Annotated in this window: 27 protein-coding genes and 2 pseudogenes; 9 read left to right on the forward strand and 20 right to left on the reverse strand. The window is 54.8% G+C overall.

The features are described from left to right. Window positions 1-95 precede the first annotated feature (95 nt). Window positions 96-2948, reverse strand: coding sequence for a GAF domain-containing sensor histidine kinase (locus tag XM38_RS13150; RefSeq protein ID WP_088430092.1), 2853 nt, complete (start codon window positions 2946-2948; stop codon window positions 96-98). A gap of 376 nt (window positions 2949-3324) precedes the next feature. Between XM38_RS13150 and XM38_RS13155 the strand changes: the two genes are divergently transcribed. Beyond that, window positions 3325-4473: a quinone-dependent dihydroorotate dehydrogenase gene (locus XM38_RS13155; RefSeq protein WP_080812166.1), complete on the forward strand. Its 1149-nt coding sequence runs from the start codon at window positions 3325-3327 to the stop codon at window positions 4471-4473. A 6-nt stretch (window positions 4474-4479) separates the two neighbouring features. Here the strand turns inward: XM38_RS13155 and lepB are convergent, their stop codons facing one another. The 5 genes from lepB to XM38_RS13180 all read right to left on the reverse strand — a co-directional run bounded on the left by lepB (window position 4480) and on the right by XM38_RS13180 (window position 7970). Beyond that, window positions 4480-5088 carry a signal peptidase I gene (gene lepB, locus XM38_RS13160; RefSeq protein WP_080812168.1) on the reverse strand — a complete coding sequence of 203 codons (609 nt, stop codon included), beginning with the start codon at window positions 5086-5088 and terminating at the stop codon, window positions 4480-4482. Beyond that, window positions 4974-5525: a glutathione S-transferase family protein gene (locus XM38_RS28970; protein ID WP_391540784.1), complete on the reverse strand. Its 552-nt coding sequence runs from the start codon at window positions 5523-5525 to the stop codon at window positions 4974-4976. The genes lepB and XM38_RS28970 overlap by 115 nt, the downstream gene beginning before the upstream one ends. An 88-nt stretch (window positions 5526-5613) precedes the next feature. Beyond that, complete coding sequence (locus XM38_RS13170) at window positions 5614-5973, reverse strand: hypothetical protein (RefSeq protein WP_080812129.1); 360 nt, start codon at window positions 5971-5973, stop codon at window positions 5614-5616. A gap of 363 nt (window positions 5974-6336) precedes the next feature. After that, window positions 6337-6984 carry a tetratricopeptide repeat protein gene (locus XM38_RS13175; protein ID WP_080812131.1) on the reverse strand — a complete coding sequence of 216 codons (648 nt, stop codon included), beginning with the start codon at window positions 6982-6984 and terminating at the stop codon, window positions 6337-6339. Window positions 6985-7319: 335 nt separating this feature from the next. Beyond that, on the reverse strand, window positions 7320-7970 hold the full coding sequence (locus XM38_RS13180; protein WP_088430098.1) for a hypothetical protein: 651 nt from the start codon (window positions 7968-7970) through the stop codon (window positions 7320-7322). Between the two features lie 315 nt (window positions 7971-8285). Between XM38_RS13180 and XM38_RS13185 the strand changes: the two genes are divergently transcribed. Beyond that, window positions 8286-9476, forward strand: coding sequence for an ATP-binding protein (locus XM38_RS13185; protein ID WP_080812133.1), 1191 nt, complete (start codon window positions 8286-8288; stop codon window positions 9474-9476). Next, window positions 9473-10486 (forward strand): ParA family protein, encoded by a 1014-nt coding sequence (locus XM38_RS13190; protein WP_080812135.1) that lies wholly within the window; start codon window positions 9473-9475, stop codon window positions 10484-10486. The genes XM38_RS13185 and XM38_RS13190 overlap by 4 nt, the downstream gene beginning before the upstream one ends. 106 nt (window positions 10487-10592) lie before the next feature. On the opposite strand, the gene XM38_RS13195 is transcribed toward XM38_RS13190, so the two are convergent. The 9 genes and pseudogenes from XM38_RS13195 to XM38_RS13230 all read right to left on the reverse strand — a co-directional run. Next, window positions 10593-11159 carry a Uma2 family endonuclease gene (locus tag XM38_RS13195; RefSeq protein WP_080812137.1) on the reverse strand — a complete coding sequence of 189 codons (567 nt, stop codon included), beginning with the start codon at window positions 11157-11159 and terminating at the stop codon, window positions 10593-10595. Between the two features lie 144 nt (window positions 11160-11303). Further along, window positions 11304-11558, reverse strand: coding sequence for a DUF2442 domain-containing protein (locus XM38_RS13200; protein ID WP_080812139.1), 255 nt, complete (start codon window positions 11556-11558; stop codon window positions 11304-11306). Next, window positions 11555-11809 (reverse strand): DUF4160 domain-containing protein, encoded by a 255-nt coding sequence (locus XM38_RS13205; protein WP_080812169.1) that lies wholly within the window; start codon window positions 11807-11809, stop codon window positions 11555-11557. The genes XM38_RS13200 and XM38_RS13205 overlap by 4 nt, the downstream gene beginning before the upstream one ends. Before the next feature lie 718 nt (window positions 11810-12527). Next, window positions 12528-12785: a hypothetical protein gene (locus XM38_RS13210; RefSeq protein WP_137455112.1), complete on the reverse strand. Its 258-nt coding sequence runs from the start codon at window positions 12783-12785 to the stop codon at window positions 12528-12530. 36 nt (window positions 12786-12821) lie between these two features. Next, the gene (gene glnT / locus XM38_RS13215) at window positions 12822-14132 is read right to left on the reverse strand and encodes a type III glutamate--ammonia ligase (RefSeq protein WP_088430102.1); all 1311 of its coding nucleotides are present in this window, start codon (window positions 14130-14132) and stop codon (window positions 12822-12824) included. Between the two features lie 194 nt (window positions 14133-14326). Next, the gene (locus XM38_RS13220; RefSeq protein WP_080812145.1) at window positions 14327-14542 is read right to left on the reverse strand and encodes a hypothetical protein; all 216 of its coding nucleotides are present in this window, start codon (window positions 14540-14542) and stop codon (window positions 14327-14329) included. A gap of 82 nt (window positions 14543-14624) precedes the next feature. Further along, entirely contained in the window at window positions 14625-14759 is a 135-nt protein-coding gene (locus tag XM38_RS27720; RefSeq protein WP_256995615.1) for a hypothetical protein, read from the reverse strand. A gap of 183 nt (window positions 14760-14942) precedes the next feature. Continuing rightward, a pseudogene (locus tag XM38_RS13225) lies at window positions 14943-15062 on the reverse strand (helix-turn-helix domain-containing protein); the annotation flags it as partial. Window positions 15063-15100: 38 nt separating this feature from the next. Beyond that, window positions 15101-15247: pseudogene (locus XM38_RS13230) on the reverse strand (phage integrase N-terminal SAM-like domain-containing protein); the annotation flags it as partial. 460 nt (window positions 15248-15707) lie between these two features. Here XM38_RS13230 and XM38_RS13235 point away from each other — a divergent pair. The 3 genes from XM38_RS13235 (at window position 15708) to XM38_RS13245 (ending at window position 17197) form a co-directional block, all read left to right on the forward strand. Further along, window positions 15708-16214 carry a hypothetical protein gene (locus XM38_RS13235; RefSeq protein WP_080812149.1) on the forward strand — a complete coding sequence of 169 codons (507 nt, stop codon included), beginning with the start codon at window positions 15708-15710 and terminating at the stop codon, window positions 16212-16214. Window positions 16215-16282: 68 nt separating this feature from the next. After that, window positions 16283-16576 (forward strand): hypothetical protein, encoded by a 294-nt coding sequence (locus tag XM38_RS13240; protein WP_080812150.1) that lies wholly within the window; start codon window positions 16283-16285, stop codon window positions 16574-16576. A 102-nt stretch (window positions 16577-16678) separates the two neighbouring features. Beyond that, window positions 16679-17197 carry a DUF697 domain-containing protein gene (locus XM38_RS13245; protein WP_187329399.1) on the forward strand — a complete coding sequence of 173 codons (519 nt, stop codon included), beginning with the start codon at window positions 16679-16681 and terminating at the stop codon, window positions 17195-17197. Window positions 17198-17316: 119 nt separating this feature from the next. Here XM38_RS13245 and XM38_RS13250 read toward each other — a convergent pair. The 3 genes from XM38_RS13250 to XM38_RS13260 form a co-directional block, all read right to left on the reverse strand. Further along, window positions 17317-18313 (reverse strand): IS1/IS1595 family N-terminal zinc-binding domain-containing protein gene (locus tag XM38_RS13250; RefSeq protein WP_088430104.1). Its coding sequence is split into 2 segments (ribosomal slippage): window positions 17317-17949 and window positions 17951-18313, totalling 996 coding nucleotides; the frame shifts between segments, so codons are not numbered across the junction. 223 nt (window positions 18314-18536) lie between these two features. Further along, window positions 18537-19553, reverse strand: a complete 1017-nt coding sequence (locus tag XM38_RS13255) for an alpha/beta fold hydrolase (RefSeq protein ID WP_080812154.1) — start codon at window positions 19551-19553, stop codon at window positions 18537-18539. Next, the gene (locus XM38_RS13260) at window positions 19550-20476 is read right to left on the reverse strand and encodes a fatty acid desaturase family protein (protein WP_088430106.1); all 927 of its coding nucleotides are present in this window, start codon (window positions 20474-20476) and stop codon (window positions 19550-19552) included. Before XM38_RS13260 ends, XM38_RS13255 begins: the two co-directional genes overlap by 4 nt. A 129-nt stretch (window positions 20477-20605) precedes the next feature. Between XM38_RS13260 and mtnB the strand changes: the two genes are divergently transcribed. The 3 genes from mtnB to XM38_RS27725 all read left to right on the forward strand — a co-directional run bounded on the left by mtnB (window position 20606) and on the right by XM38_RS27725 (window position 22588). Beyond that, window positions 20606-21241: a methylthioribulose 1-phosphate dehydratase gene (mtnB, locus tag XM38_RS13265; RefSeq protein WP_080812157.1), complete on the forward strand. Its 636-nt coding sequence runs from the start codon at window positions 20606-20608 to the stop codon at window positions 21239-21241. A 387-nt stretch (window positions 21242-21628) separates the two neighbouring features. Further along, window positions 21629-22360, forward strand: coding sequence for an acireductone synthase (mtnC, locus tag XM38_RS13270; RefSeq protein ID WP_088430108.1), 732 nt, complete (start codon window positions 21629-21631; stop codon window positions 22358-22360). A gap of 93 nt (window positions 22361-22453) precedes the next feature. Then, window positions 22454-22588 carry a hypothetical protein gene (locus tag XM38_RS27725; protein WP_256995616.1) on the forward strand — a complete coding sequence of 45 codons (135 nt, stop codon included), beginning with the start codon at window positions 22454-22456 and terminating at the stop codon, window positions 22586-22588. A 148-nt stretch (window positions 22589-22736) separates the two neighbouring features. Here the strand turns inward: XM38_RS27725 and XM38_RS13275 are convergent, their stop codons facing one another. Together XM38_RS13275 and XM38_RS13280 are read right to left on the reverse strand one after the other, a co-directional pair. Then, on the reverse strand, window positions 22737-23426 hold the full coding sequence (locus XM38_RS13275) for a hypothetical protein (RefSeq protein WP_202978888.1): 690 nt from the start codon (window positions 23424-23426) through the stop codon (window positions 22737-22739). A gap of 159 nt (window positions 23427-23585) precedes the next feature. Then, a complete protein-coding gene (locus tag XM38_RS13280) occupies window positions 23586-24089 on the reverse strand; it encodes a CHRD domain-containing protein (protein ID WP_088430110.1) in 504 nt (167 codons plus the stop codon). Between the last annotated feature and the right edge of the window lie 228 nt (window positions 24090-24317).

The raw sequence follows: 24317 nt of genomic DNA on the forward strand, positions 1-24317 counted from the left end.
GATCGGAACCCCTGCAGTTGAAGCAGTTCAAGGCATCCGGCTTCAGGGGTCGGGTACGTCGCTAGGCAACGGTCTTGCCCCGAGGGAGGGCATGCCTAGCGGCCATGGTGGCGAGAGAAGGGCTGGCTAGCTGACCCCGGCGGTGATAGCGGTCCGGACCGGTGGCTGCGAGAATTGTTAGCGATCGGCAGCAGTACCCGACTCAAAATCCGCTGGTCATCCAGAATCGACAGGGAGAGGTCTCCTCCCATCTGTTTCATCAGGCCGTGGCAGATGGCGAGATGCAAGCCGGGGGGGTCATCTAGGGCGGAAGGCGCTAGCAGATCTTCCGGGCGACCCAGATTGAGTTCATCGATCAGGGTGGGGGGTAACTTGCCGTCGTCGGTGATAGACAATTCCAGCCACTGGCGATCCACCTGGCGACACCAAACGTCGATACGACCGCCCCGAGGCGAGCGCTGACAGGCGCTGGCTAGCAATTCATAGAGAATAAATTCAATTTTAATCAGGTCACCACCGATGATCAGATTGCTCTCGTTATGGACCTTAGCCCAGAGTTGTTGCGCCTGAATCAGGGGGTTGACCCGTTCCATCAAGCGATTGAGCAAACTGATGAGGGGAGTGGTTTTGTAATCGGTATGGAGTTTCCAGTGTTCATGCTGCAGCAGTGGATTGAGGCTGGTCAGCAGGCTACTCAATTGCCTCAGGATCTGCTGGAACCGCTGACTGGCCAGGGCATCTGGTTTCTTGCCTAGGGCCTGTAGCCGCTGGATGCCTTTCTCTAACTGGTGATACACCTCTTCGAAACGGCGATGTTTATACCAGTTGAGCATTTCTAATTTTTCCCGCTGGGTGACGAGCATTGCCGTCAGGCTCAGATGTCGTCGGGCCCAGGCCAGCTGGTTGGCAATTAGGGTCAGGAGATTGAAGTGGTATTCGGTCCAGCGTCTCTCGGGCGGTGCCAGGACAATCAGGACGGCTGTAGGGGTGTGCTTAGGAGCGGTGCGGAGGGCGGTAATCAGCAGATTACTGTCGTTGGGGCCGGAGAGCCATTGCCGACTCAGATCGGGTAGATCAGCCATGGTCAGGGGGAGAATGCCATCGGTTTGTAAGGCCCAGTTGATGATGGCATCGGAGGCCACTGGAATAACGGCGTCTTCATCGATTTGAAAGGCTTTGGTCTGCAGGACAAGTTGGCTGAGTTGGGCCATGTCTTCACCGATGGCCCAACTCACGAGTACCACGGCGGGGACCTGCAATAGGTTGGCCAGGTGTTGGGTAGTGGCGGCATCCAGTTGTTCGGGCTGAAAGGTCCTCTGCAGCATGCGCAGGCCCCATTGGATGGCCTCGTAGACATGTCCCTGCTGATCCATCTGGCGCTGCAGTTGCCACTGGTGCAGGATGAGGCCAATCTGCTGGGCCACAGTTTCTAGGAGGGTGCACTCTGCTGTGGACCAATGACGGCAGGTCTTGTCGCCGATAATGATCAGCCCCTCTGGAGCATGGCCAATGGAGACGTTGCAGACCAGCAGGGACTGGACGCCGAGAGCCTGAAAATTGCCGCGCCAGGCCATCAGTTTCAGGTCGTGCTCGACATCCTCGATGCGGATGACGCCCTGGCTGCGCTCTAGCATCTGCCAGTCGACCTCATCTAGAGACGGCCAAGTCAATGGAGGCACCCGCCCCGTTGGCCCGTGGCTTTGGTAGCAGATCTCATAGCCGCCGTGTTCGGTATCGTGCAGCAGCAATAGAAAGTAGTGGGCGTCGGTGCGATCGCATAGTTGCCGAGCACAGAGATCGAGGGTTTTGCGCCAGTCGGCATCGCTGTGGATGCTGTGGACGATGCCCCCCACCAGTTGCTGATCACGCTGAGTCTGGGCGATCAGCTCATCGGCCGCCGCCACCGGCATGGCCAACCCCAGCAACCGACTCACCGTCTGCATATAGCGCTTCTCCGCCTCACTCCAGAGGCGCGGCGTGTCTCCCTCTACCGAGAGTGCCCCCACCAGTTCGTTGCGGCAGAAAATCGGCGCTGCGATCAACGATTGGGCCTGCATCTGCGCCATCAGCGGCGCCATCAATCCTGCCTTCAGGGAACTATGGGCCTCTCCCACCACCACCAATTGATCGGCCCAGAGGGTCTGGTAAAAGCTGCGGGCCTCCTGCACCTGAATGGTGGCAGACGGCTGTCCTCCTGGCTCCCCTGAGCGCGACTGTTTGGTCGGCTTCGGATACTGCACCCGCAACCAGAAGTGATTGGTCCTGGGCTCAAACCAATACACCCGAGACCGGCTCGGCTGAATCAACTGATGGGTATCGTGGACCACCGCCGTCAGCCGCTCGTCTAAATGCTCGATGTGGACCAACCGCTGCAGCAACGTCTCCAGCACCCGGTCGGGATGTTGCTGCTGCTGCCGCTGATACTCTATATCATGCTGATGCCATGCTTCCGCCAGGGTGCCCAGCAACACCGAGAGATGGGCCCGTTCTTCAGCACTGGGAGTAATGCCCCAACGCTCAGCCCCCAGCAGCATCAGGCCAATGCAGCTATCCTTACGGCGAATCGGATAGAGGATAGCACTCTGGATATTGAGACCCTGGGCAATGGTGGTCCATTCCCCGGCACTGGGTTCTTGGCGCAGGTCTACCACAATCAGGGGGCGCTGCTCGATCAGGGCCTGCTCCATCAGATCCCCAGGGGATAGGGATAACTTAGGCCGAAACACGCGGCTATCGCCGGGGACAACACTGCCCTGCAACAGCATCTGATGATTCGACTGGTCGTAGCGCCCCACCCAGAGGATGGGGTAATCAAACTCAGTCCTGACGTGATCCAATACCAACTGCACCAGCTGGTCAGGGGCTCCTCCTTGCCGTAGGGCTTGGAGAATACGTCCTAGGGCCACCAGTCGTCTTTCGTGGGGCGGGGGATGATGAGGCTGGCCCATATCCGTCTCTGATATCTCCTTATGATCGCTAACGATCTGTACCAAACTACCAACAGTGGCTAGGCAGTGTGGATGGCGATTAAACGACAGGCAACGACAGCCCAGTCAGGCCTTACCGTGAACCTTAAACGAAGGCTAGAACAGGCTAGCCAGCGTCCCTTGCTTATCCTGACGGTAAGATGTCTCCAGAGTACTGAAAATCACGACTTTTCACCAGTTTGCTCCTGACGGCGGTGCCAGGTATGTAGCCCTTGATGGCAGATAGGGGTGATCCCCCCTTCTTTGACGGAACTACTGCCGCCGGGAAATTGCAATTAATTGATACAAAATCAATTGACACAACGACGAGAAAGGACCGTTCCGGTGGGAGGTGGGTTTGGCTGATCTGTATACCGCTGTCGTGCGGCCGATGGTGTTTGGCCTGGGACTGGATCCCGAATGGCTCCATGGGTATCTGATCGAGCGCTTAGCCTGGTTGGGTCAACCCCCAACTGAGGCCAATTCGACCCTGGGCCTATCGCCACCTCAGGCCTGGCTGCGACGGCAGCTGGGAGTGCAGCAGCCAGCCTTGCAGCAGCGGCTCTGGGGACTGGAGTTTGCCAATCCTCTGGGGTTGGCAGCTGGCTTCGATAAGGATGGCCAAGCCTGTCGAGCCTGGTCGCTGCTGGGGTTTGGCTTTGCCGAGTTGGGCACCGTCACGGCCCAAGCCCAAGCGGGGAACCCCAAACCGCGGCTATTTCGGCTGCCGCGAGACCGCGCCGCCCTCAACCGTATGGGCTTCAATAACCAGGGGGCGGCAGCCATGGCCCAGCGTTTAGCCCAACTGTGGGCGGCGGATCGATCGCCGATTCCCCTGGGCATTAATGTGGGCAAGTCTAAGGTGACTCCGTTGGAGCAGGCCCCCCAAGACTATCTCCACAGCTTTCGCCTACTGCAGCCCTGGGGAGACTATTTCGTGGTGAATGTGTCGTCGCCCAACACGCCGGGGTTGCGATCGCTACAGGCCCGCGATCAGCTGGAGCCCATCCTGGCGGCGCTGCAGGAAGCCAACCCGGCGCAAAAACCCCTGCTGGTGAAGATCGCCCCGGATTTAGACTGGGCTGCGATCGCAACTGTGATCGAGTTAGTCCAGCAATACAACTTAGCCGGCATCATCGCCACCAACACCACCATCCGACGCGATCAGCTACAGACCCGAGTGCTACGGCCCACTGGGGAGACGGTAGCGGCAGCTCCCGGCGGCATCAGCGGTGCCCCCCTGCGGCAGCGCTCGACGGCGGTGATTCGCTTCATCTGGCAACACAGCCAGGGCCAAGTGCCCATCATCGGCGTGGGGGGGATTTTCAACGGCGACGACGCCTGGGAGAAAATCACCGCCGGGGCCTCCCTCCTACAGGTCTACACCGGCTGGATCTACGAAGGGCCTTGGCTGGTGCGCCGCACCCTGGAGGGCCTCCTGGGCCATCTGCAAGCCCATGGGCTAACTACCATCACCGAGGCAGTAGGCTTGGCCGCTCGCCACTGAACCGTTCTACTCAATTCCCCCTAACCGACTGGGGGGCCAAAACCGGACCGCCGCTCGACCGATGATATTGTCGTAGGGGACAAACTCCTGGTCCTCGCCCCAGGCATGGCTATCGAAGCTGCTGTTGCGGTTATCGCCGAGGACCAGATAGGAGCCCTCTGGCACTGTCTCGGGTCCCCATGTGTATTCAGGGGGGGCCTTGATATAGTCCTCTTCTAGGGGGGTGCCATCGATGTAGACCGCGCCGTTTTGGACGGTGACGGTTTCCCCCGGCAGCCCAATCACCCGCTTGATGAAGGCGTCGCGACGGTGCCCCGGTGGGGATACTCCCTCCGGTGGCCAAAATACGACGATATCGCCGCGCTCAGGCGCCTCGAAGTAGTAGCTGATTTTCTCCACCACCAGCCGATCATTGACCTGCAGGGTCGGTTCCATGGACCCTGAGGGAATATAGCGGGCTTCGGCGACGAAGTGGCGAATCCCTAGCGCTAAGACGATGCTTAGGCCAATGGTTTGGAGCCCTTCAACCCACGGATTAGGACGATTGGCTTCAGGAGTAGGATGTTTCCGAGAATGGTCAACAGGAGAAGAATCGAACTTATCAGGCACGGGCAGAACTCCGAAATGCGATCGCACACCAAGTTGAGTGACTCGATCATAGTAAATTTAACCTGAAGACGGGAGTAGGATTTCCGCCATGGGCCTGATGATTCGTAACGCGCGCATACTGCTGGCGTCAGGGGAGATGCAGCCGGGGGATGTGCGCCTGGAGGGAGCCCAGATCGTAGCGGTAGGGCAGCCCTGTCCCCAACCACTCCAGACTTGCCGGAAATCGAGGCCACCGGCCTCACCCTGCTGCCGGGGGTGATCGATCCCCAGGTGCATTGTCGCGAACCGGGGCTGGAGCATAGGTATTCCACCATCAGGGTGGAATCCCAGAAAATCAGCCCGTTTTCATCCACCAGTACCGGAATTTTGCCGATGGGGTTGAGTTGCAGAAACTCGGGAGACGTCTGCTTGATGTTGGTGTCTAGACTCTGTATGAAGGCCATAAGAAAAGCCCATGGGGAATTTCCATGGGCTTGGTGATTGATAACCTCAATAACGTCTTCGCTTTTAAGGGGGAAGGGGTAAATAACCCTAAGCGCTGCGGCGGTGGGAACGCTTATATTCCGACTTCTTCTTGTAGCCGATGGCCTGGACTTCGTCGCTGTTGGGGCCGAACTGCCCCCGCACCGACTCTTTCATGGCCATGACGGCATCGTGGAACTCCACTTCCGCCTGGCGGGCGGCATCGGCGGCGGCCTTGGTCTTGGCGATCAGCTCGGTTTCTTGGCGCTGCTTAGCCACCATGGCCTCGTAGGCGGCCTTCAGGGCTTCCGGGGTGGCTTCATTGCGGACGGGGATGTAGTCGGAGATGGTGCCGAGACCGTGGAAGGAATCGATGTCGGCACTGACGGTTTTGGTCGATACCCGGCGGGAAAAGTTAACAGTACTCATGGGTCGCAAGTCTCCAAAAAATGAGTAGATGCGGAAGCGTGACCATCTGCAGGGACTGAATCGCCGTTGGGGATACCGGCTCACCCCATCTAGAGCTGAGGCGTGACCCGAGGGGAGGCTGTAGCGTCTAGCTAGGATGATGAAAAAGATGCAATCGCTGCAGATAAGACCGAGACACCGGGGAGGGCTGGGCGGCGGTTGTCTCATCTATGGGTAGATTGCCCACAGCGACAAAAAACGCACAGGGGATCGACACTATGTAGAAACCTATGGATCATTCGCCGTCGCCATGGGCCGCTAGGCGTTGGGTTTCGTCCCTCAACCGCAACCTACAATGCACTCATTTTATTTGTGGCAACCTCCTTAGTCGCCATGGGCCGCTAGCACCCGCCGCGCCGTCGCTGCATAGGCTGCGACGCGAGGAATCCCTGGAAACTCCTGGGAGATTGCCAGCACTTCTCGGGCCAAGGCCGTGGAGGTCTGCCGCTCCGGCACCGCCTGCAGATAAAAAATACTCAGGTTAAGCAGGGTCATGGCCACATCGGGCAAATAGGCCCGCGGATTCTCCTGGGCTAACTGGCGTCTAATCCCCAAGGCTTCTTCATAGCTGGCCTGGGCGGCGCTGAGTTGATTTTGATCCGCTTGCAAAATCGCCAAATTGTTCAGGGTCATGGCCACATCGGGCAAATAGGCCCGCGGATTCTCCTGGGCTAACTGGCGATGGCTCGTCAGTACCTCTGAATAGAGGACAGTGGCTGGCTCGAAACAGTTGTGGTTCTGTAAGAACACCGCATACTCGAACAGAGCCGTCGGGGTGCGGGCCGCCTCTAGGGCGGTGTCGAAATACTCACAGGCCTGTTCAAAGCGCTGAGGCTGGTCGTAGAAGGTGGTCCAGAGGCGGGCCTTGACTAGATACTCATCGGCGATTTGGTGGCGGCTGCGGGCAATCTCGGCTTTTTCCTGGTCCAGTTGCTGATCTCGTTCCAGCAGGCGGCTCAGGTCCTGGGCCATCTCGGTGGTGTTTAAGATGGCATCGGCTTCGCGAAATTGCCCCTGGTCGAAGTAGGCCTTGGCTTGGGCCAGGCGTTCGGTGTCGATCTCAATGCGAGTAAAGGTCTCGTATAACCGGAAGACGTTTTCCTTAAAGCTCTCTAGCTGCTGCTCCAGGTCTTGCAGGGCGGCCCCGGCCTTAAGGGCCTGCTCCGGTTTGCCGGTGGCTTGGTAGTACTCAATCAGCTCCTGCTTTTCGGCAATCCGCCTGACCAGGTCCTAATAGTCCAGGGACTGATAGACGAATTGGGCATTCTCAATGGTGCCGATATGGTAGGTCTTGGTGTCCCCCATGATCACTCAAACCTTGCACTATCAATCTTGTCGATGTTGTAGGTCTTGGAGCTGTCGTTGATGCTGCTGCCCTGGATGTCTTGGTAAACCTTGTTGCCGTCGCCGGTGACCGTTGCCGTGGGGCCAGGTCGCGCCTCTGAACCAGCCGTTTCATCCACCGTTGGACTCAGGTGGATGAACCCGTTAGCGGCCAGCTTCTCTAGCTGATTGCCGAAATGCTCCCGCAGCCCCTCGATGGTGTGATATTCCGTCTTGTAGTGCTGCAGCTCTTTCAAGGTGTCTTCGAAGGCCCAGAGGCTTTGCAGCTCTTCTCGATTCGTGGTGGTGGGCGGCGTCTTGAAGTAGGTGAAGATAAAGGGCTTCTGGGTGGCTGAGAACTGACCGAAGGCCTGACGGAACTCCTCTGCCGTGTACTTGCCCACCTTGTTGTAGGCCAGCAGCACGAAGAGGTCGCAGCTGCGGATGGCCCGGTTATATTCGCTCTGCAGGCCCCCAGGGGCCATGGCGTCTAGGAAGTCTTCCCAGATGTCGAGGTGCAAGAAGATGCCGCGATCGAACCAGGCTTTGCACCTGCGATAGATGAAGATCTCAAACTGTTCTCGGTCTGCTTTCAGCTCCGATGAGGAGGCCAAGAATAGGGTGATTTTTTGCATGGGCCAAGGGGGGGCATGGCAATGCCTCCGTTACAACCCATGAGTAGCGTTGAGCGTTGCCCGGAATGACGAGATGTGTTTTCGCGGTAGCCCGGAGCGTAGGTCACTCACGGGCACGATATGACAATTTGCAGCGGCGGAAACGATCTGCGCTCCGGGCTCTGAGAGATCAAGTCTTCGGAACGGTGAAGTTGTGCGTCGGCAGAGCACCTTGAATAGCAATCAATCACCTTTGTGCCGTCTACACCAACACAGTGTTAGACCTTTCCGCCGTCACTAACTATGATTTGTAGAGACAACTCTAGGAATTGAGGCATGGATGATCAGGCGCTATCAGCGCTTCTTAGGGATCTTGAATCTGATAGGGTAGAGCGCAAAGCCTCAAATTCAGATGGGAAGAAAATAAGGCAAGCAATTTGCGCTTTTGCCAACGACCTGCCGAACCATAAACAACCAGGCGTTCTGTTCATAGGAGTCAATGACGACGGCACCTGCGCTAATCTGCGTATCACAGATGACCTTTTACTAAATCTATCCAGCATACGTTCTGAGGGAAAAATTCTCCCCTTTCCTGTCTTGCAGGTAAATAAGCGAGTGATTGATGATTGTGAGATGGCTGTGATTATCGTAGAGCCCTCAGATGCTCCTCCAGTTAGATTTGATGGGCGTACCTACATACGAGTTGGCCCTAGACGTGCAATAGCTACACCTGAAGAGGAACGCCGACTAAACGAGAAAAGACGTGCAAGAGACTTACCGTTTGATTTACGCCCTTTTGTTTCTGCCACTATCAAGGATCTAAACTTAGAGGGATTCCAGCGTGAGTACTTAGCATCCGCACTTGCACCCGATGTGTTAGAGGAAAATCAAAGATCTATAGAGCAAAAGCTTATCTCCCTAAGATTTATGACACCAGAGCCAAGTGCTTATCCGACCAGCTTAGGGATCTTGGTTGCAGGAAAAGATCCACGACAATTTGTGCCAGGGTTTTATATACAGTTTGTTCGCTTTGATGGTGTGGACTTGACTGCCCCTATTCGGGATCAGAAGGATATCAGCGGTAGCCTGATGGACCTGTTACGTTACATGGATGAAGTATTACAAGCCAATATTTCAACGGCCACTGACATCAAAACGCAGTCTGTTGAAATACAACAGCCAGATTATCCAATTACTGCCTTGCAGCAACTTGTACGTAATGCAGTCATGCATCGCTCCTATGAAGAAACACATGCTCCGGTGCGAGTCTATTGGTTTCAGGATCGAATAGAGATCCAAAGTCCAGGTGGTTTGTTTGGACAAGTAAATCGACGTAATTTTGGTCAAGGTGTTACTGACTACCGTAATCCTCATTTAGCAGAAGCTATGAAGAATCTTGGCTATGTTCAGCGTTTTGGGATTGGCATACCCACAGCCCAGAAGGAACTGAAAAAGAATGGGAATCCACCCGCAGAATTTATTATTGAAGATTCATATATTTTGGTCATGGTTAGGAGGAAACAGTGAGCGCGCCGATCATTGCTTTCTTTAACAATAAAGGAGGTGTCGGAAAAACATCTCTTGTTTATCATTTAGCTTGGATGTATTTTGACTTAGGTCTTCGGGTTTTAGCCGCAGATTTAGATCCTCAGGCGAACTTAACATCGGCTTTTTTAGATGAGGACCGCCTAGAACAGGTTTGGGAAGAGGAACAGGGTTTTAACACTGTTTTTCGGTGTGTTAGGCCTTTGCTCAGGGGAATCGGTGATCTTGCAAATCCAGAATTAGAATCAATAGATGACGGATTAAATCTTTTGATTGGTGACTTGCAGCTTTCTGGATTTGAAGATGAGTTATCATCTCAATGGCCAGACTGTCTAGACGGAAAGGAAAGAGCATTCAGAGTAATCTCTGCCTTCTGGAGGCTCCTATCCAAGGCTTCGGCAAGCAGCAAGGCAGACATTGTTCTGATAGATCTTGGACCCAACTTGGGTGCCATTAACAGAGCCGCTCTGATATCTGCAGATTATGTCGTTGTTCCGCTTTCACCCGATCTATTCTCATTGCAAGGGCTGAAGAACCTAGGACCTACTTTGAGACGGTGGCGAGAGGAATGGAAGGAGCGGATTCCTAAAAATCCTGCTCCAGACCTCATGTTACCTGCAGGAAATATGCAGCCTATTGGATATGTGATTCTGCAGCACGGAGTTCGATTCGATCGACCGGTGAAAGCTTTTCAGAGATGGGTAGAAAGAATTCCAAATGTCTATCACTCTGATGTTGTTTACACAGAAAATGATAATGTTATTGATTTATCAAAAGACTCCAGCCGTTTGGCACTAATTAAGCACTATCAGAGCCTCATGCCGATGGCTCAAGCCTCTCGCAAACCAATTTTTCACCTGAAACCTGCGGATGGAGCCATTGGCGCTCATGTGGCAGCGGTTCAGAATGTATATTGGGATTTTAGAGAGTTAGCTCAGAAAATAGCCATCCGTGTTGGGGTGGACATACCTAGTACCGAAAGGCAGAAGTGAGAAGGCAGAAGGCAGAAAGGGAATTCCATGTCACATCAGGGTTTCTGCTTTAGCAAATAGGTGAGTTACTTATACCGCAAAGTACTAAGGCCTTGATCAAGAGTCTTTAACGAATTTGCAGCCAGCCAAAGAGCTTGCCGACGGTGAGGGATAGGGCGGCGGCAAAGGGAGGCACGGGCAGCACATCATCGGAGGACTCTAGAGAGGTGAGGCGTTTGTCGGGATCGTAGATTTGCACTAACCGTTCGCCAGGGTCGATGAGCCAGCCGAGCTGGCAACCGTGATCCAAACAATGGAGGATGTTACTAGCAACGCGGGTGGAAGATTGATCCGGGCTCAGGATTTCGATAGTCCAGTCGGGATGAGCGCTGAAGGTGTTGGCGATGCTGCCGTCTTCATTAACGGGGAGGCGTGCCCACTGGAATACAGCAATATCGGGAACAATGGAGCGTCCACTAAACGTGCAGCGTAGTTCGGGCAGGGCTAGGGCAATCTGGTCATCTTCTGTGGCGGTGTTGATAGCGCTCATTAGCTTCTGCTGTAGGCGACTATGCTGACCCTGGGGCATGGGTTTTTGGATGATCTGTCCATCGATATATTCGCGGGCAGGTTTGGTCTCTGGCTGTTGCAGAAACTCTTCCAGGGTGATGGATTGAACAGGCGTTTGCACCATCTGCCATTCCCGTCGGCTGGGTACATCAAATCCTAGATTCAATTTACAGCGTTTTTGAGGCTAGTGGGGTGCACGGATGACCATGAAACCCCTGATATCAGGAGGTAGGCTGTACCTCACCCAGCCAGGAAATGCTGTAAGAGATCAGGCGGTTGTTTGCTGGGGCAAAGTTTGAGCTAACTTGAGCAGGCCATCAATCGACAGGTCCTCGTCGATGGCAGGCCAGTGAATGCCATAACCAGAGGGGGAGACTTGATAGAGTTTGCGCTCGGCGTCCGAGGCATTTGCAAGGCGGCTGGAGGTTTGGGCAATGGGCAAACGGACAGTTTGATCATCGACGGTCAAGATCATCCAATGAGCTTCAAAATCGAGGCTTTGGACATTATGATGCTTATTCATGATTGGCTTCCAAAGTGAGTATTCCAAGCATCCACAATTTCATCGAAATGTTGCAAGATGATTTTGCGCACTTCACGAGTGTCGCGGCGGGACAATCTGTAGGCATAGGCTTCGCGGATATCGTACGACTCCACGTCGAGCCAGTACTTACATTCTGAATCACCTTTTTGAGCATGAATGTGGATGGGTTCATTGCCTTCGTTAGAGTAAAAGTGAAATCGCCACCCTCTTAGATAAAGAACGGTCGGCATTAGGCTACTGTCTCCGCTACCGTATCTTCTCAAGACGTTCAGGAATTGGCGAGGTAACGATAAACCTCTTCTCGCTCCTGCTCTGATAATCGCGTAGACCTCGCCCTGAATTCTGGATCGTGCTGCGCTGGGGTTCCCCTCCATCCTCTAGCTCCCTTATGCCCTCCGGGCAGGCAAAGCCTACGACTCCGCTCAAGGCATGCTTCCTCCCACAAGGGGCGGAAGGAGAACAACGATCTGCTGAGTAGACCTGACTCCCGTCATTCCCGCGGCGGCAGGAATCCAGAGCGTTAACCTTGGCAAGGAAACAGAACGCTCTCTCTGAATTCGGGTGGCGCTGCGCTTGCCCGGAATGACGGGACTCTCTCTTGCGGTAGGTTAGCTGCCTAAGAAAACTGCATTATCGTCATTCCCGTTGCCGCGGGAATCCAGAGCGTCAACCTTGGCAAGGAAACAGAGCCCTCTGCCTGGATTCTGGGTCGCGTTACCCTTCCTCAGCGCTGCCACACCTTAGGTTTACCCTGCCGTCCTGAACCTCACCGTTGATGGCGGGGTCATTCACCGCGTCTGACCAAGTATTTTATCTATGCAACTAACGATCTGCATTGATGGAATATTGATCTACAGCCTCTAACCAAGATTCCAGTCCATGCGACTAACGATCTGCATTGATGGAGTATTGGTTCACGGCCTCTAACCAAGTATTGCATCTATGTGATTAACGATCTGCATTGATGGAGTATTGGTTCACGGCGGCGAAGGAAGGTTTCACGAGTGCAAACAAAGCCTCTACGATGACGGAGAAAGGTTTCATGACTGCGAAGGCCCCTTTCACGGTCGCGCAGGAAGTTTCCAGAGACACAAACAAAGCCGCCACGATCGCAAAGAAAGCTTTCAGGGCCGCCGATAAAGCTTCCAGAATTGCCAATAGAGTATTTGCGATCTGCTTGAATTGCATGACAACAGAGTAGGCCACTGTCTTGTCTAAAGCGTTACCCCATGGCGCATCTGATTAACAGTCCAGGGTTGTCTGCAGTTCCCAGGCGGTAATCTGGCGGGTGTATTCGCGCCAGGCCTGGTGCTGTAGCTTCAGGTAGGCGGCGGTGAAGTCTGGGCCCATGCGCTCGGGCAGTACGGTGTTCTGTTCCAGATGGCCCAGCGCCTCCAACAAGCTTTTGGGTAGGGGTTTGACGGTGCCGGGTGGTAGCGGCTCGGTGTACATGTTGTTATCGTGGCGGGGACCGGGATTCCGTTTTTCGGCCATGCCGTCCAGGCCGGCGGCAATGAGCGCTGCCGGCAGCAGATAGGGATTGGCCGCACCGTCGGCGAGCCGCAGTTCAAAGCGTCCTGGATCGGGGATGCGGATGGTGTGGGTGCGGTTGTTGCCGCTGTAGCTGAGGGTATTGGGCGACCAGGTGGCGCCGGAGGTGGTCACCGCTGCATTGATGCGGCGGTAGGAATTGACCGTCGGGTTGGAGAAGGCGCACAGCGCTTCGCCCCCGTGCAACACGCCGCCGATGAACTGATAGGCCAGGGGAGATAAGCCCAGGTCGCCCTCGGCATCGAGAAACAGATTGACAGAGCGGTCTGCATTCCACACCGACAGATGCATGTGACAGCCATTGCCCGTGAGGTGAGGGAAGGGCTTGGGCATGAAGGTGGCGCGCAGGCCATGCCTTTCGGCAATGCTCTTGACCATGTATTTGAAGAAGGCCTGGCGATCGCTGGTCACGAGCGCATGGTCGAAGGTCCAGTTCATCTCGAACTGACCATTGGCGTCTTCATGGTCATTTTGATACGGTCCCCAACCCAGGAAGGACATGCCGTCGCAGATTTCGCGAATCACGTCATAGCGGCGCATCAGGGCCTGCTGGTCGTAGCAGGGTTTGGCCTGGCGATCGCGCCCATCGGAGATATCACTACCGTCGGCATTCAACAGAAAGTACTCACACTCCACGCCGGTGCAGACTTGATAGCCCTGCTCTTTCGCCTGGGCCAGCACCCGTTTCAGGACCAAGCGAGGGGTCTGGGGGATGGGTTGCCCATCCACGTCGTACAGGTCGGCAGGCATCCAGGCCGCTTCCGGCTGCCAGGGCAGTTGGAACAAGCTGTTGGGGTCGGGAATCGCCAGCACGTCGGGATCGGCGGGCGTCATGTCCAGCCAGGCCGCGAAGCCGGCAAAGCCGGCCCCATTGGCGGCCATCATGTCGATGCTTTGGGTCGGCACCAACTTGGAGCGCTGCACCCCAAACAGGTCGGTGAAGGAAATGAGGAAATAGCGGATGCCTTTGTCGCGGGCAATGTCGGAGAGCGCCTGAGTCATGGTGGATGTGAATAGAAGAGCCGCAGCAGGAGTCCATCCCTAAGCAGCACAATCTTCCAGTGAGGGCGGCGGCACCGTCGTAGCAGACATTACCAATCTGTCATCGCATCCCTGATTCAGCGGTTGCCATCGGATGTCGAGGCCATCGCCCGATAGGCTCCTTTATGGACATAACGTGCACCATTGAGCGCATCCTAAATCCAACCGTTGAATGGCATGTCAAGGCGAGTGCGAGGCATGTCAGAGGGATGACATAGCTTGTCAGGGCGATTGCCTTGCGATCGCATCTGAAATTCTTCTAGGGGATAGCGCTGCTTGGCAGTGAAGTACTCCTTCACCACCAGGGAAGGGGAGTAGCAGATATCTCGCGAACCATCGGGCCATTCAATTTGGAAGCGGATTTCAGGCATCAGCGGGGGCGCAGGTAGATGGATGGGAAAAATTTTAAAATTTGAACTATGAACTGTGACCTATGAACTGCCAATTTCCCATTCATGTAGACTCCATCAGCAGCTCGTGGTAGTGCTGGACATGCTGCCGGGCAGAGCAGCACCAACTGTAGTCTACCAGGGCCGCCTGACTACGACTGATGACGCCGATACGATCGCCGTTAACTTTCTGGAGCATGGCTTTGGCGATGGTAGATGGATCGCTAGGATCGACCCAGAAGGCCTGGTCCCGGTCGAGGAATTCGGTGAAGAGAGCCTAGTCGGAGACGATGACGGGGCGTCCAGATGCGATCGCTTCTAATACCACCATACCCCAGCCCTCGGTTAGGGTACGCTGCCGGGAAACCGGGGTGTTAGAGGAAGGTGCCAGATCGCCCGTTGACGCTTGACGCTTTAGCCATAAGTCAATCGTGTTACGGCTGATTTGGAAGGCAGTACTGGCCTCACTCTTCGTCATCCCATTGAGTTCAATGGCGTCAATGACCTTCTGGCGTAAGTCTAGGCTGTAGGGCTTCGGCTCTCTTTGGGGTGGCGCTTGTCATGGAACAGAATGTACCGACGGATCCACTGCACATAGGTTTGCTCGGTGCGGTAGGAGTAGTGCTTCAGACGAATGGTGTCGCGAACTTGATCAAGCAGCTTCTTAGGACGAGATTCCGGGTGCATAGGGCCGAATACCAATAGAGATGGTAAACAAACCTTAAACACTCAAGGCGGCAAAGCGGAGGGTTGATTATACTGAATCTTTCAGCCTAATCACCCATATAGGGCGGTTAGGCTGACGTATTTCCACCCATACACCCAAATAGGGCATATGGGCTGATGTATTTCCACCTAATCACCCATATAGGGGAGTTATGCAGAATAGTTCTCTCTAATAACGAGTTAGCCTGCTGAGATATTGGTTGGACGTAGAAAAAGCTGATCCCCGGATTGCAATATCCCAAAAACACGTGCCCTTGGTTGGGTTGCCATGCTTGGTCAGTATTGGTTCTTGATTAAGACGTGTTTTGAACGTTGTCAATAGGGTATGCCCAAGGTTAGATTTGTTCTAGCTCGTAGAATAAAGGGTGTTATCTACTGCATTTGGGCTGATAGGTAGTGCTATATAACTTTATAGAGAAACATGGAAATCATTCCGAAATTTGAAATTGGCACCTTTAAAGGCAAGGTCGCTGGATATAACGAATACAGATTTATCTGTCGATTATTTATTCCTCCCAATCGAGATGAGGCAACAGTAGTATGGCTTCGTGAAAAAGAAGCTTTAGTACTCAGCACCAGTTTCGAGAAGCCATACTCCAAGATTATTTTTGCCACAAATAACGACAAGATTATAAGAAGCATTCATCATAAGTATGGAATATCTAAGGTAGATTTAAAGCTTTTGTACACAGAGATTGATGCTTTCGATGAAAAGTCGGAAGACGATTTCGAAGAGTTTTATTCTTCAACGGAATATCAAGCTTATGATGATGAATACTATCAAGATACCCAGAGGGAAATCCTTGATTATATGACGGATTACTCTAATGCCATGGTTGCATCTTCTGAAAATGGCTGGTTTTATGATGAGACGATCCATTCAAAAAATGAAGCCTTAAAGTTGGCATTAGAAGAAGATCTTTACTGATTTAAAGTTCCTAAAGACGACATCAGACAAGTAAATAATCTTGCATATAAACGAGGAAAAATAAATTTATGAGCGATAAATTATATAATGTCAATAAACTTTCTGCTGAGGAAATTCCTTTTCATAATTACTTTGAGTTGTTGGCATCTGAGTTTGGCCATAAGTATGAGATTTGGGTGCGAAATGAGGACTTTGGCCGATTTGTAGCAGTTGGTGTTGTGAACCGAAGCTCAGGAATAGCTGCGACTATTTACTTAAAGCGTGGCGGTGTTGTGATATCTAATCCATTAAACCAAGAAACAATTGTGAAGATAAGAAGTCATTTGAATTCAGGCGCTAAGGAAGACTTGTGCATTAATTAAACACTATATCTATTGCAGGTATAATTTAAAGGATTTGCAAGGAAATTTTAGCCAGAAATATTAGTGATATTAGAGCTAATTTACATAAAGGATTATTTAGAGATGAGTGATATTCCAGTTCAGCTACTTCAGCATCTTGGCAAGCATGGTGTGCGCATGAGGCAATTCCTAAGCGATGATTTCAGCAATATAGATGATTCTCAACGTCGAGAAATGGCTACAGAAGCTCGCCAAATTACGGCTTGGGCAGCGGCGGCTATCGCACCTATGCCTATACCATTCGCCGATATCTGGACGATTACACCAGTGCAGATGCTTATGGTTCGGGCTATCGGTAATATTTATGGATACAAAATTGATAGTAAAACAGTTAAAGAGATGCTTGCGGTTATTGGCGGCGGAATGCTTGGTCAACAAATATGTCTTGCGCTGTTCAAAATTGGCTTACCCGGTGCTGGGGGTTTTGGAGGTGCTGCATTCGTATTTTTCTGGACACATGGTATTGGCAAAGCAGCAGAACTTTACTTTCAGAGCGGCATGACTGCGACTGCAGAGGAACTTGCGGCAGCACGCAAGGAGGGAATGGAACAAGCAAAAAATGAAACACCGCGCACTGAGTAACCAATGGCATAAGGTCGCGGCGCAAGCTAACACGTCGTTGGAGCCGAACGGCGAGAGGTTATCAGTCTATATTATGATGCTATCTGCGTCGGCTCAACTATGACGTTGGCACTGTCCTGTTAAAGAGTGAGAGACTCAAATCCCCTGGCTAATAGGATTTCAGAGAGCTTCAAGGGGCGCTGAATAAATCCCATGGCCATGGCTGGTGTTCTGGCTTTGCCCAAACTCCCATGAGGCCGCACCCAATTGTGAATCAAACGCTGTACATCCAAAGCTCGCTGTAATCCCTCCACCTGCTTGGCATAGTGATTCTGTCGCCTGCGATAGGCCGTTGCCCGTCGCCTCAAAGCACTGTTGAAGGCTTCGAGGTGATTGGCATGAACCTCGCTGAGGGCACTGAGGGCCGTCCAAGGATGCTCAACGTTGAGCCACTCTACCCTAGGTTTACCTTGAGAGCCTTTGATCTTGATGGCCACCTCTAGACCCTCCCGCCACACCTTGCGATAGGGATAGGCGTCGCTGCTGAGGTGGCTCGGCAGATAAACGCTGGCCAGTTTCCACAATGCCTTGCCGTAGCGCCGCTCTCCATCGGTAAACCAGCGAATCCATGCACTGGGCTCTGCCCACTGCCAAGCCCGCTGAACTCCCTGTTCAAATAACTCAGCCGCCTTGAGGCCCGCGCTGGCTTCTAGCCAGTAGCGACTCTTGCGTTCAATGAAGCTAATGGTCCAGCCCTCAGAGGCTGCGGGGGGGAAGGTTTTCACCGACACGGGTGTAGAGTTCATCGCCTTCTATGGTGACATCTCCGCCTGCCCCGGCAGGCGGGGACCAGGCGGGCAGATGAGAGGATGAACGCTCTTCCCAGGTCGTAATACTGCTAGGTGATGTCCCCACGACTCTGGCGGCGGCTCTGACGCCCAGCCCTTCGTGTCGAGCATTGAGGGCCATCTCGACGGTGGCTACTGGGGCGCGTAGACGGGCCATGGGGGTGCCGCTGCGTTCATTGAAGCGACGACCGCAGGTGTTACAGAGATATTGCTGGAGCACTTGACCCGTTTTGAGGGTTTTGGTGCCATTCTTGACGATGGCTTCACTCTGACAATGGATACAAGGCATTGGACCGAAAGGCTTGCTGTATCTAAAGTCTAGCTCTCACTCCATAATCTGACAGTGCCATGACGTTAGGTTGTTTACCCTTTGGTTGTGGGGCATTCGTCCGCTTATCTGTTGGTGTTTAAGAGGCATTCGGAGAAAGGCTAGATAGTCAAGGTGTAATACCAAGTCTCTAAAGCAAAGTTATAAATAGAGGAGTTGAAACATGTTTACACCTCTGGGTGGGTCAATGGTTGAGTAACGCTGCGATCGCATCTCGGATAAAGGCTTCGTCTTCCGGGTTTTGATAGGGATTTCCGGCTCGATGGCCCCAGATGGAGGGAATCGGGCGATAGGTGGCCTTGGCAATCTGTTCGGCTTCGGCGGCGCAATCGTCCGGCGTGAAGTACAGGTCGGTGGTGGCGGGCATCACCAGCGTGTGGGCCTGAATGGTACTCAATGCGTTGGCGGTGTCGCCCTGAAAAACCGGCGTATTCCCCACATCGCAGCGGAGCCAGGTGTCAATCATGGCGATCAGGTTGTGGGGATCGCGGCGGCGATAATTGGCTTCCCAGCCCCGCAACAGATAATCCTCTAACGAGTCATAGCCGCACTGCCGGTAGGGCTTTTCCCGATAGTAAGCCTGGGAGGCGGCCCAACTGGCATAAATGCGGGCGTAGGCCCGATAGCCGCGATCGGGGATGCCTTCAAAGCGATGCCCGTTCCAGGCGGGATCGGCGGTGAGGGCCGATCGCAGACTCCCCAGAAAAACTTTGGTGTGGTCAGTGGTCTTGGCCGTGCCACAAATCGCCGCAATTCGCTCCACCCGATCGGCATAGTGTGTCCCCCAGTAATAGGCCTGCTGCGCCCCCATCGACCAGCCGTACACCAGCGCCAGCCGCTCGACGCCGAAGACCTGCCGCAGCAGCTGTTCCTGAGCCCGGAGGTTGTCGTAGTGGGTGAACCAGACGCCATCTTCGGCCAGGCCACAACGGTCATCATTGCTGGGAGAGGTGGACAGTCCATTGCCGAACTGGTTGGCGATGACGATGAAATAGCGCCTGGGATCGAGGATGCGATCGCAGCCAATCAGCCAGTCGATATCGGGATGCTGGGCCCCGTAGGAGGTGGGATAGAGAATCACATTGCTGCGATCGCTGGCCAGCTCTCCATAGGTCTGATACACCAGCGTCGCCTCCGGCAGCGTCACGCCACACTGGAGGTCAAACTGGTGGAGCGTGAACGCAGGCGCCGCATCGGTCATGACGCCGCTTGGCCAAACCTGGCGATGATCGAGCGATTCACGGCGACATAGCCCGGTACCACGTTCTGGAAGTGAGGCGCCAACTCAACATGGGCCCGCGGCAGCTGGTGAAACGGAATCGATGGATACAGGTGATGTTCCGCATGGAAGGGCATATTCCACATCAAGAGTTTAATGGGCCAGATCGTCAGCGTCGTGCGGGTATTGGTGAGGGGGTCCTCGCCATCGGCACAGCCCGTATGCTCGGCAATTAGAATGAACCGCAAGATTGGCTGCCCCACCGCCAGCGGCAGCACCCAGTACAGCAGAAACCAGGGCTGACGGAAGATGAGAGACAGGGCAATGGCGCCGCCATACACCCCCAGCTGCAACCAGGTGGATCGCTGCACGTCTCGATACGCCGCTTCGGGAACGTAGGGCATGTCTTCAAACTGTCCCGTCGCCAATTGCCAATGACCTTGCACCTTGCCAATCCACCAGGGCATGCCGCTCATCACCCAGAGATAGTCAGCCAGGGTAGTGGGAATCAAATCTTCCAGCTCCGGATCTTTGCCGTGGAGTTTGGTGTAGCGATGATGCCACTTGTGATACCGCCGATAGAAGGTGCTGTTGTACCCCGAGAGCAGGCCAGCCACCCAGCCCACCGTCTTGTTCGTCGCCTCGCTGGCAAAGGCGGAGCGATGGACGCACTCATGTACCGCCGCAAACATGGAGGCCAGGCTGAAACCGTAGATCACCAGAGCGGGCAGGGCCAGCGGCCAGTGCCCCCACTGAGTGGCCCAGAGTCCACCGCTCACGGCCATGATGCTGAGATGGCTGACCAGTTGCAGCCATCCCTTGGCATCGGAGCGCTGGTTCAGTCGCGTCAACTCAGCCGCCGACAAAATTTGTCGAGGATCGCTCACGCTTGCTTTCGCCGTCATACCCACCGGTTTCCTCTGCGAACTAAGACGAGTGTGCGTGATCACAATTTATGATCTTAAGCGTGAGAGGCAGCGGCAGGTGTAATCACCGTTACGCTGTAGAGTCGTGTTGCCGAGGAACCCTGACCCATGCTCCACGCTCCCGACCCCCGTGCCGCCCTCAGCTGGGTGATTCGTGACATTCACAGCAAGGGCTGGGCCACGGGCACGGGCGGTAACTTTAGTGCGGTGTTGCAACCAGAGCCGCTGCGGTTGCTGATGGCCCCCAGTGGGGTGGATAAGGGATTGGTGAACGCCAGCGACTTGATCGAGGTGGATGCCAAGGGACAGGTGGTGCGGGGGGACGGCAAGGCCTCGGCGGAAACCCAGTTGCATCTGGCTATCGTAGCCGAGACCGGGGCAGGGGCAGTGTTGCACAGCCATTCGGTGACCAATACCCTGCTGTCGGTGGTGCGGGCGGCTCAGGGGGAGATTGTCTTGAGCGGCTATGAGATGCTGAAGGGCCTGCAGGGGATTACCACCCACGAAGCGACAGTCAGTCTGCCCATTTTGCCCAACTCCCAGGACATGGCGGCAGTAGCGCAGAAGATGCGATCGCAGCTACGCTCCTCCCAGCCCCCCTACGGCATCTTGCTAGCCGGTCATGGCCTCTACACCTGGGGCGACAACCTGGTCCAAGCCCGTCGCCACCTGGAGATTCTGGAATTTCTGTTGGAAGTGTCCTATCGCCAGGCCCTGTTGGGGAGAGTGAAGAGTGAAGAATGAAGAGTGAGTAAAGGGTGATGGGGTGGTGGGGTGATGGGGAGTGAGTAGCGTGGGTCATTTTACCTAGGCGGGGGAAATTATGAGTGGCCAGGGAAGGACCCACGGGGGAAAGAGAGGACGGAGGGCGAAGGAAAGTGATGAATTTTGAATTTTGAATTTTGAGTGAATGGTTTGGCTCCCTGTCAAACGGTGGATGGGCGGGCAAGTAGGCCGATAGCGGATAGAGGGTAAGGGGACAGGGTAGGGGCGCGGTTGCCGCGCCCAATGCAGAAAAGTAACCGACAGGTCCTTCCACGGGGGTCAGGGCCACGACCCTGGTCATAGGGGGTCGGGGGTAGATGAGATAATAGGGAACCGTGAGTTGTATTGCGACGCACCAGGAGTACCATGACCGGTTACGCTGATGCCGCCGAGGCGATTTTGCTAGACATCGAGGGGACCACCACCCCAGTGGCCTACGTGGTTGAGGTGTTGTTTTCCTTCGCCCGGGAACGAGCGGCCGAGTTTCTGCGCCAACATGGTCAGGAGCCGGCGGTGCAGGAAGACTTGAGCCAACTGCGGCGGGAGTATATCAACGAGCCAGAGACAGTACCGGCCTGGTTCGGCGATGAGCCCACGGCAGCGGTGCCCTATATCCATTATTTGATCGAATGCGATGGTTCAGGAACCGGCCGCAAATCCACCGCCCTGAAATCCCTACAGGGCAAACTCTGGAACCAGGGCTATCGGGAAGGGCAGCTGCAGTCTCAGCTCTTTGCCGACGTGAAACCGGCCCTGGAACGCTGGCACGCCGCCGGCAAACACATCTATATCTTTTCTTCCGGCAGTGTGCAGGCCCAGCAACTCCTCTTTGGCCACACCGAAGCCGGGGACCTAAGGCCGCTGCTGAGTGGCTATTTCGACACCACCACCGGCTCCAAGAAAGCCCCCGACAGCTATCGAAAAATTACCGCCGCCATCGGCCTTCCCCCAGAGCGCATCCTCTTTATCTCCGACGTCACCGCCGAACTCAAGGCTGCCCAAGCCGCTGGCATGCAGACCCTGCTCTCCTGCCGCCCCGGCAATGCCGCCCCGGCCGACGCGGGCTTCGACAGCATTACCAGCTTCGAGGCGATATAAGTCAAGCCATCTCCACCCCGGTGCCGCCCCAATTGCCCCAACATGCCACTGTCTGCAGTTGTTCCCTAGCGACTTGCAGCGATTACGACTGGTTTGCCCTTTGCCATCGTGCTCTTGGTCATGTGCTACAGCCTCTACCGCGGCTTACATGAAGAGCATCTGCTGCTGACTGAAGAGGGACCAGAGGCCATGGCGGCAGCACCTAGGCGGGAAACTTCCAATCGGTAATCGGGGGATTGGTTATCTCAAACCATGGGGTGAGCATCGTCTCGTTTATCGCGCTAGCGACTCGATGCCCACCTTGGCGTAGGATTCCAGTGGCTGGTGGCTGTAGCAGAAGGCAGACATCAGCTTGTCCGAGGGATAGGTTACTTACTTATCGCGTTCGCTTGACATCGTAGTAGCGACAGGCCAAGAAGCCGACGCCGTAGACAATGGCGGCGTCGGAAGTGATTCCCACGGCCGGGCCGATCAGGGGCAACAGCTCCACAAAACTAAGGCCTGATTTGGCCAGCCCGGAACTGCCGGTGGACACACTCCAGATGGCCAGCACCTCGCCGCGGCGGCTGGCCGCTGCTGGAGAGAAGCCGTAGATAGTGGCGATGCGGTAAATCATGTCGGCCTGTAGGGCAGCGATGGCACCGATGTCTAGGGCAAATAACATTAGCGCCAGCGGCGGCACCAGGTTGGTCAGCAGGCCCACTTGGGCGGCGCGGCCAGCGGTGTCTAGCATCACCCGCTGGGCCAGTTGTTCATCGGTATCGAGGGGATGCTGGCGTCGTAACTGTGCGATCGCACCGCGGACCTCCTCGGCATTCACCTGCCCTAGGGCTGCCAACAGCCAATTGATGCCAGGTATGCCAGTGGCCGTCTTGATCAGTGGGAAATCGGCAATGGGCGCCACGGTGCGCCCCAAGACCTCCGTCCCCTGCTCGATCAGGGGATAGGTGAGACGAATGAAGGCGTCACCCGCCTGGGTGGCACCGGTATACAAGGTATCTGAGATGGCCTGCATCATCGATTGGGCCTGGTTAGGCTCGGTGCCATAGCTGGGTGCAGATGCCATGGGTGTGTCTCCTTGTAAAGATAAATAATACGCAGGGGGTCTCTTCCAGAAGGATAAAGGCCATTAAAAAATGCTTGCAAACCCCCATGGACTGATATTCCGTGGGCTTACAAGCATGGACTGAGGCTAGTAATGCTCTATCTCCCCTAGTTTTACTAACTAGTGGGCATGATCGATATGGGCTCTGAGTTGTCCCCGAATTGCTCCCCCCGGGAATCGGGGATTGTGCACGTTGATGTAAAAGTCCTGCGGGTTATTGAGAATGCGCTGCACAATGCCAGCCTCCCCAGTGGGGAATTTACCCTCTTCCCCTTCCGTCAAACAGTCACCGGCGTTGCCATCTTCGGGTCCGGCCAGGGCCGCTACCACCGGACCATTTTCGTTCGGTCCCCCTTCGTGGATATGGGCGGCCATGCCGTCTCCCACCGGCACGGTCTGAATCCCTGAGACCTCAAGCACGTAGCACAGAGTGGTGGCATCGCCATCGATACCAAAAACATAGGCCTGCCCCGTGCCAGTGGGGTCGCCGACAATATCATCAAGATCTCCGTCCGAGGCAACTTCGGCACTGCCATCTAACTGCGTCGTCAAGATGACATTGGTATGTCCGGCCTTGGCATCTTGGGGCAGCAGACTGCCTGCCACCAGTGCTCCTAGTACCATACCAAGACTCCACAGCTGACTTCTCATAGGTCTGATGTCCTTATTCACTTAGGTGTTGTTCAAGCATTCAGACAGCATGCTTCGGGGCATTACTGCCTGATTCCAGGGTTAATACGATTCAGGACGGTTGTCGGATTGGAGACAGCCCCGTCTTGAGGGCAAAGGCCCTTGAGGAAACATCAAGAAACATGAATTCAGCAGCAGGTGTTCATCCTGAACTCTTCTGAG

The sequence above is a fragment of the Halomicronema hongdechloris C2206 genome (assembly GCF_002075285.3).
GTDB classification, from domain to species: Bacteria; Cyanobacteriota; Cyanobacteriia; order Phormidesmidales; family Phormidesmidaceae; genus Halomicronema_B; species Halomicronema_B hongdechloris.

Excerpts from the sequence above, each read along its gene's own strand:
- XM38_RS13175 (WP_080812131.1), bottom strand. The coding sequence starts at position 6,984 with ATGGCCCAGGACCTGAGCCGCCTGCTGGAACGAGATCAGCAACTGGAC.
- XM38_RS13150 (WP_088430092.1), bottom strand. The coding sequence starts at position 2,948 with ATGGGCCAGCCTCATCATCCCCCGCCCCACGAAAGACGACTGGTGGCC.
- XM38_RS13245 (WP_187329399.1), top strand. The coding sequence starts at position 16,679 with ATGAGTGATATTCCAGTTCAGCTACTTCAGCATCTTGGCAAGCATGGT.
- XM38_RS27720 (WP_256995615.1), bottom strand. The coding sequence starts at position 14,759 with ATGCTCCAGAAAGTTAACGGCGATCGTATCGGCGTCATCAGTCGTAGT.
- XM38_RS13220 (WP_080812145.1), bottom strand. The coding sequence starts at position 14,542 with ATGCCTGAAATCCGCTTCCAAATTGAATGGCCCGATGGTTCGCGAGAT.
- XM38_RS13275 (WP_202978888.1), bottom strand. The coding sequence starts at position 23,426 with ATGGCATCTGCACCCAGCTATGGCACCGAGCCTAACCAGGCCCAATCG.
- XM38_RS28970 (WP_391540784.1), bottom strand. The coding sequence starts at position 5,525 with ATGGCCTTCATACAGAGTCTAGACACCAACATCAAGCAGACGTCTCCC.
- XM38_RS13170 (WP_080812129.1), bottom strand. The coding sequence starts at position 5,973 with ATGAGTACTGTTAACTTTTCCCGCCGGGTATCGACCAAAACCGTCAGT.
- XM38_RS13240 (WP_080812150.1), top strand. The coding sequence starts at position 16,283 with ATGAGCGATAAATTATATAATGTCAATAAACTTTCTGCTGAGGAAATT.
- XM38_RS13280 (WP_088430110.1), bottom strand. The coding sequence starts at position 24,089 with ATGGTACTAGGAGCACTGGTGGCAGGCAGTCTGCTGCCCCAAGATGCC.
- XM38_RS13185 (WP_080812133.1), top strand. The coding sequence starts at position 8,286 with ATGGATGATCAGGCGCTATCAGCGCTTCTTAGGGATCTTGAATCTGAT.
- glnT (WP_088430102.1), bottom strand. The coding sequence starts at position 14,132 with ATGACTCAGGCGCTCTCCGACATTGCCCGCGACAAAGGCATCCGCTAT.
- XM38_RS13205 (WP_080812169.1), bottom strand. The coding sequence starts at position 11,809 with ATGCCGACCGTTCTTTATCTAAGAGGGTGGCGATTTCACTTTTACTCT.
- mtnC (WP_088430108.1), top strand. The coding sequence starts at position 21,629 with ATGACCGGTTACGCTGATGCCGCCGAGGCGATTTTGCTAGACATCGAG.
- XM38_RS13200 (WP_080812139.1), bottom strand. The coding sequence starts at position 11,558 with ATGAATAAGCATCATAATGTCCAAAGCCTCGATTTTGAAGCTCATTGG.
- XM38_RS13195 (WP_080812137.1), bottom strand. The coding sequence starts at position 11,159 with ATGGTGCAAACGCCTGTTCAATCCATCACCCTGGAAGAGTTTCTGCAA.
- XM38_RS13235 (WP_080812149.1), top strand. The coding sequence starts at position 15,708 with ATGGAAATCATTCCGAAATTTGAAATTGGCACCTTTAAAGGCAAGGTC.
- XM38_RS13260 (WP_088430106.1), bottom strand. The coding sequence starts at position 20,476 with ATGACGGCGAAAGCAAGCGTGAGCGATCCTCGACAAATTTTGTCGGCG.
- XM38_RS13255 (WP_080812154.1), bottom strand. The coding sequence starts at position 19,553 with ATGACCGATGCGGCGCCTGCGTTCACGCTCCACCAGTTTGACCTCCAG.
- XM38_RS13180 (WP_088430098.1), bottom strand. The coding sequence starts at position 7,970 with ATGCAAAAAATCACCCTATTCTTGGCCTCCTCATCGGAGCTGAAAGCA.
- mtnB (WP_080812157.1), top strand. The coding sequence starts at position 20,606 with ATGCTCCACGCTCCCGACCCCCGTGCCGCCCTCAGCTGGGTGATTCGT.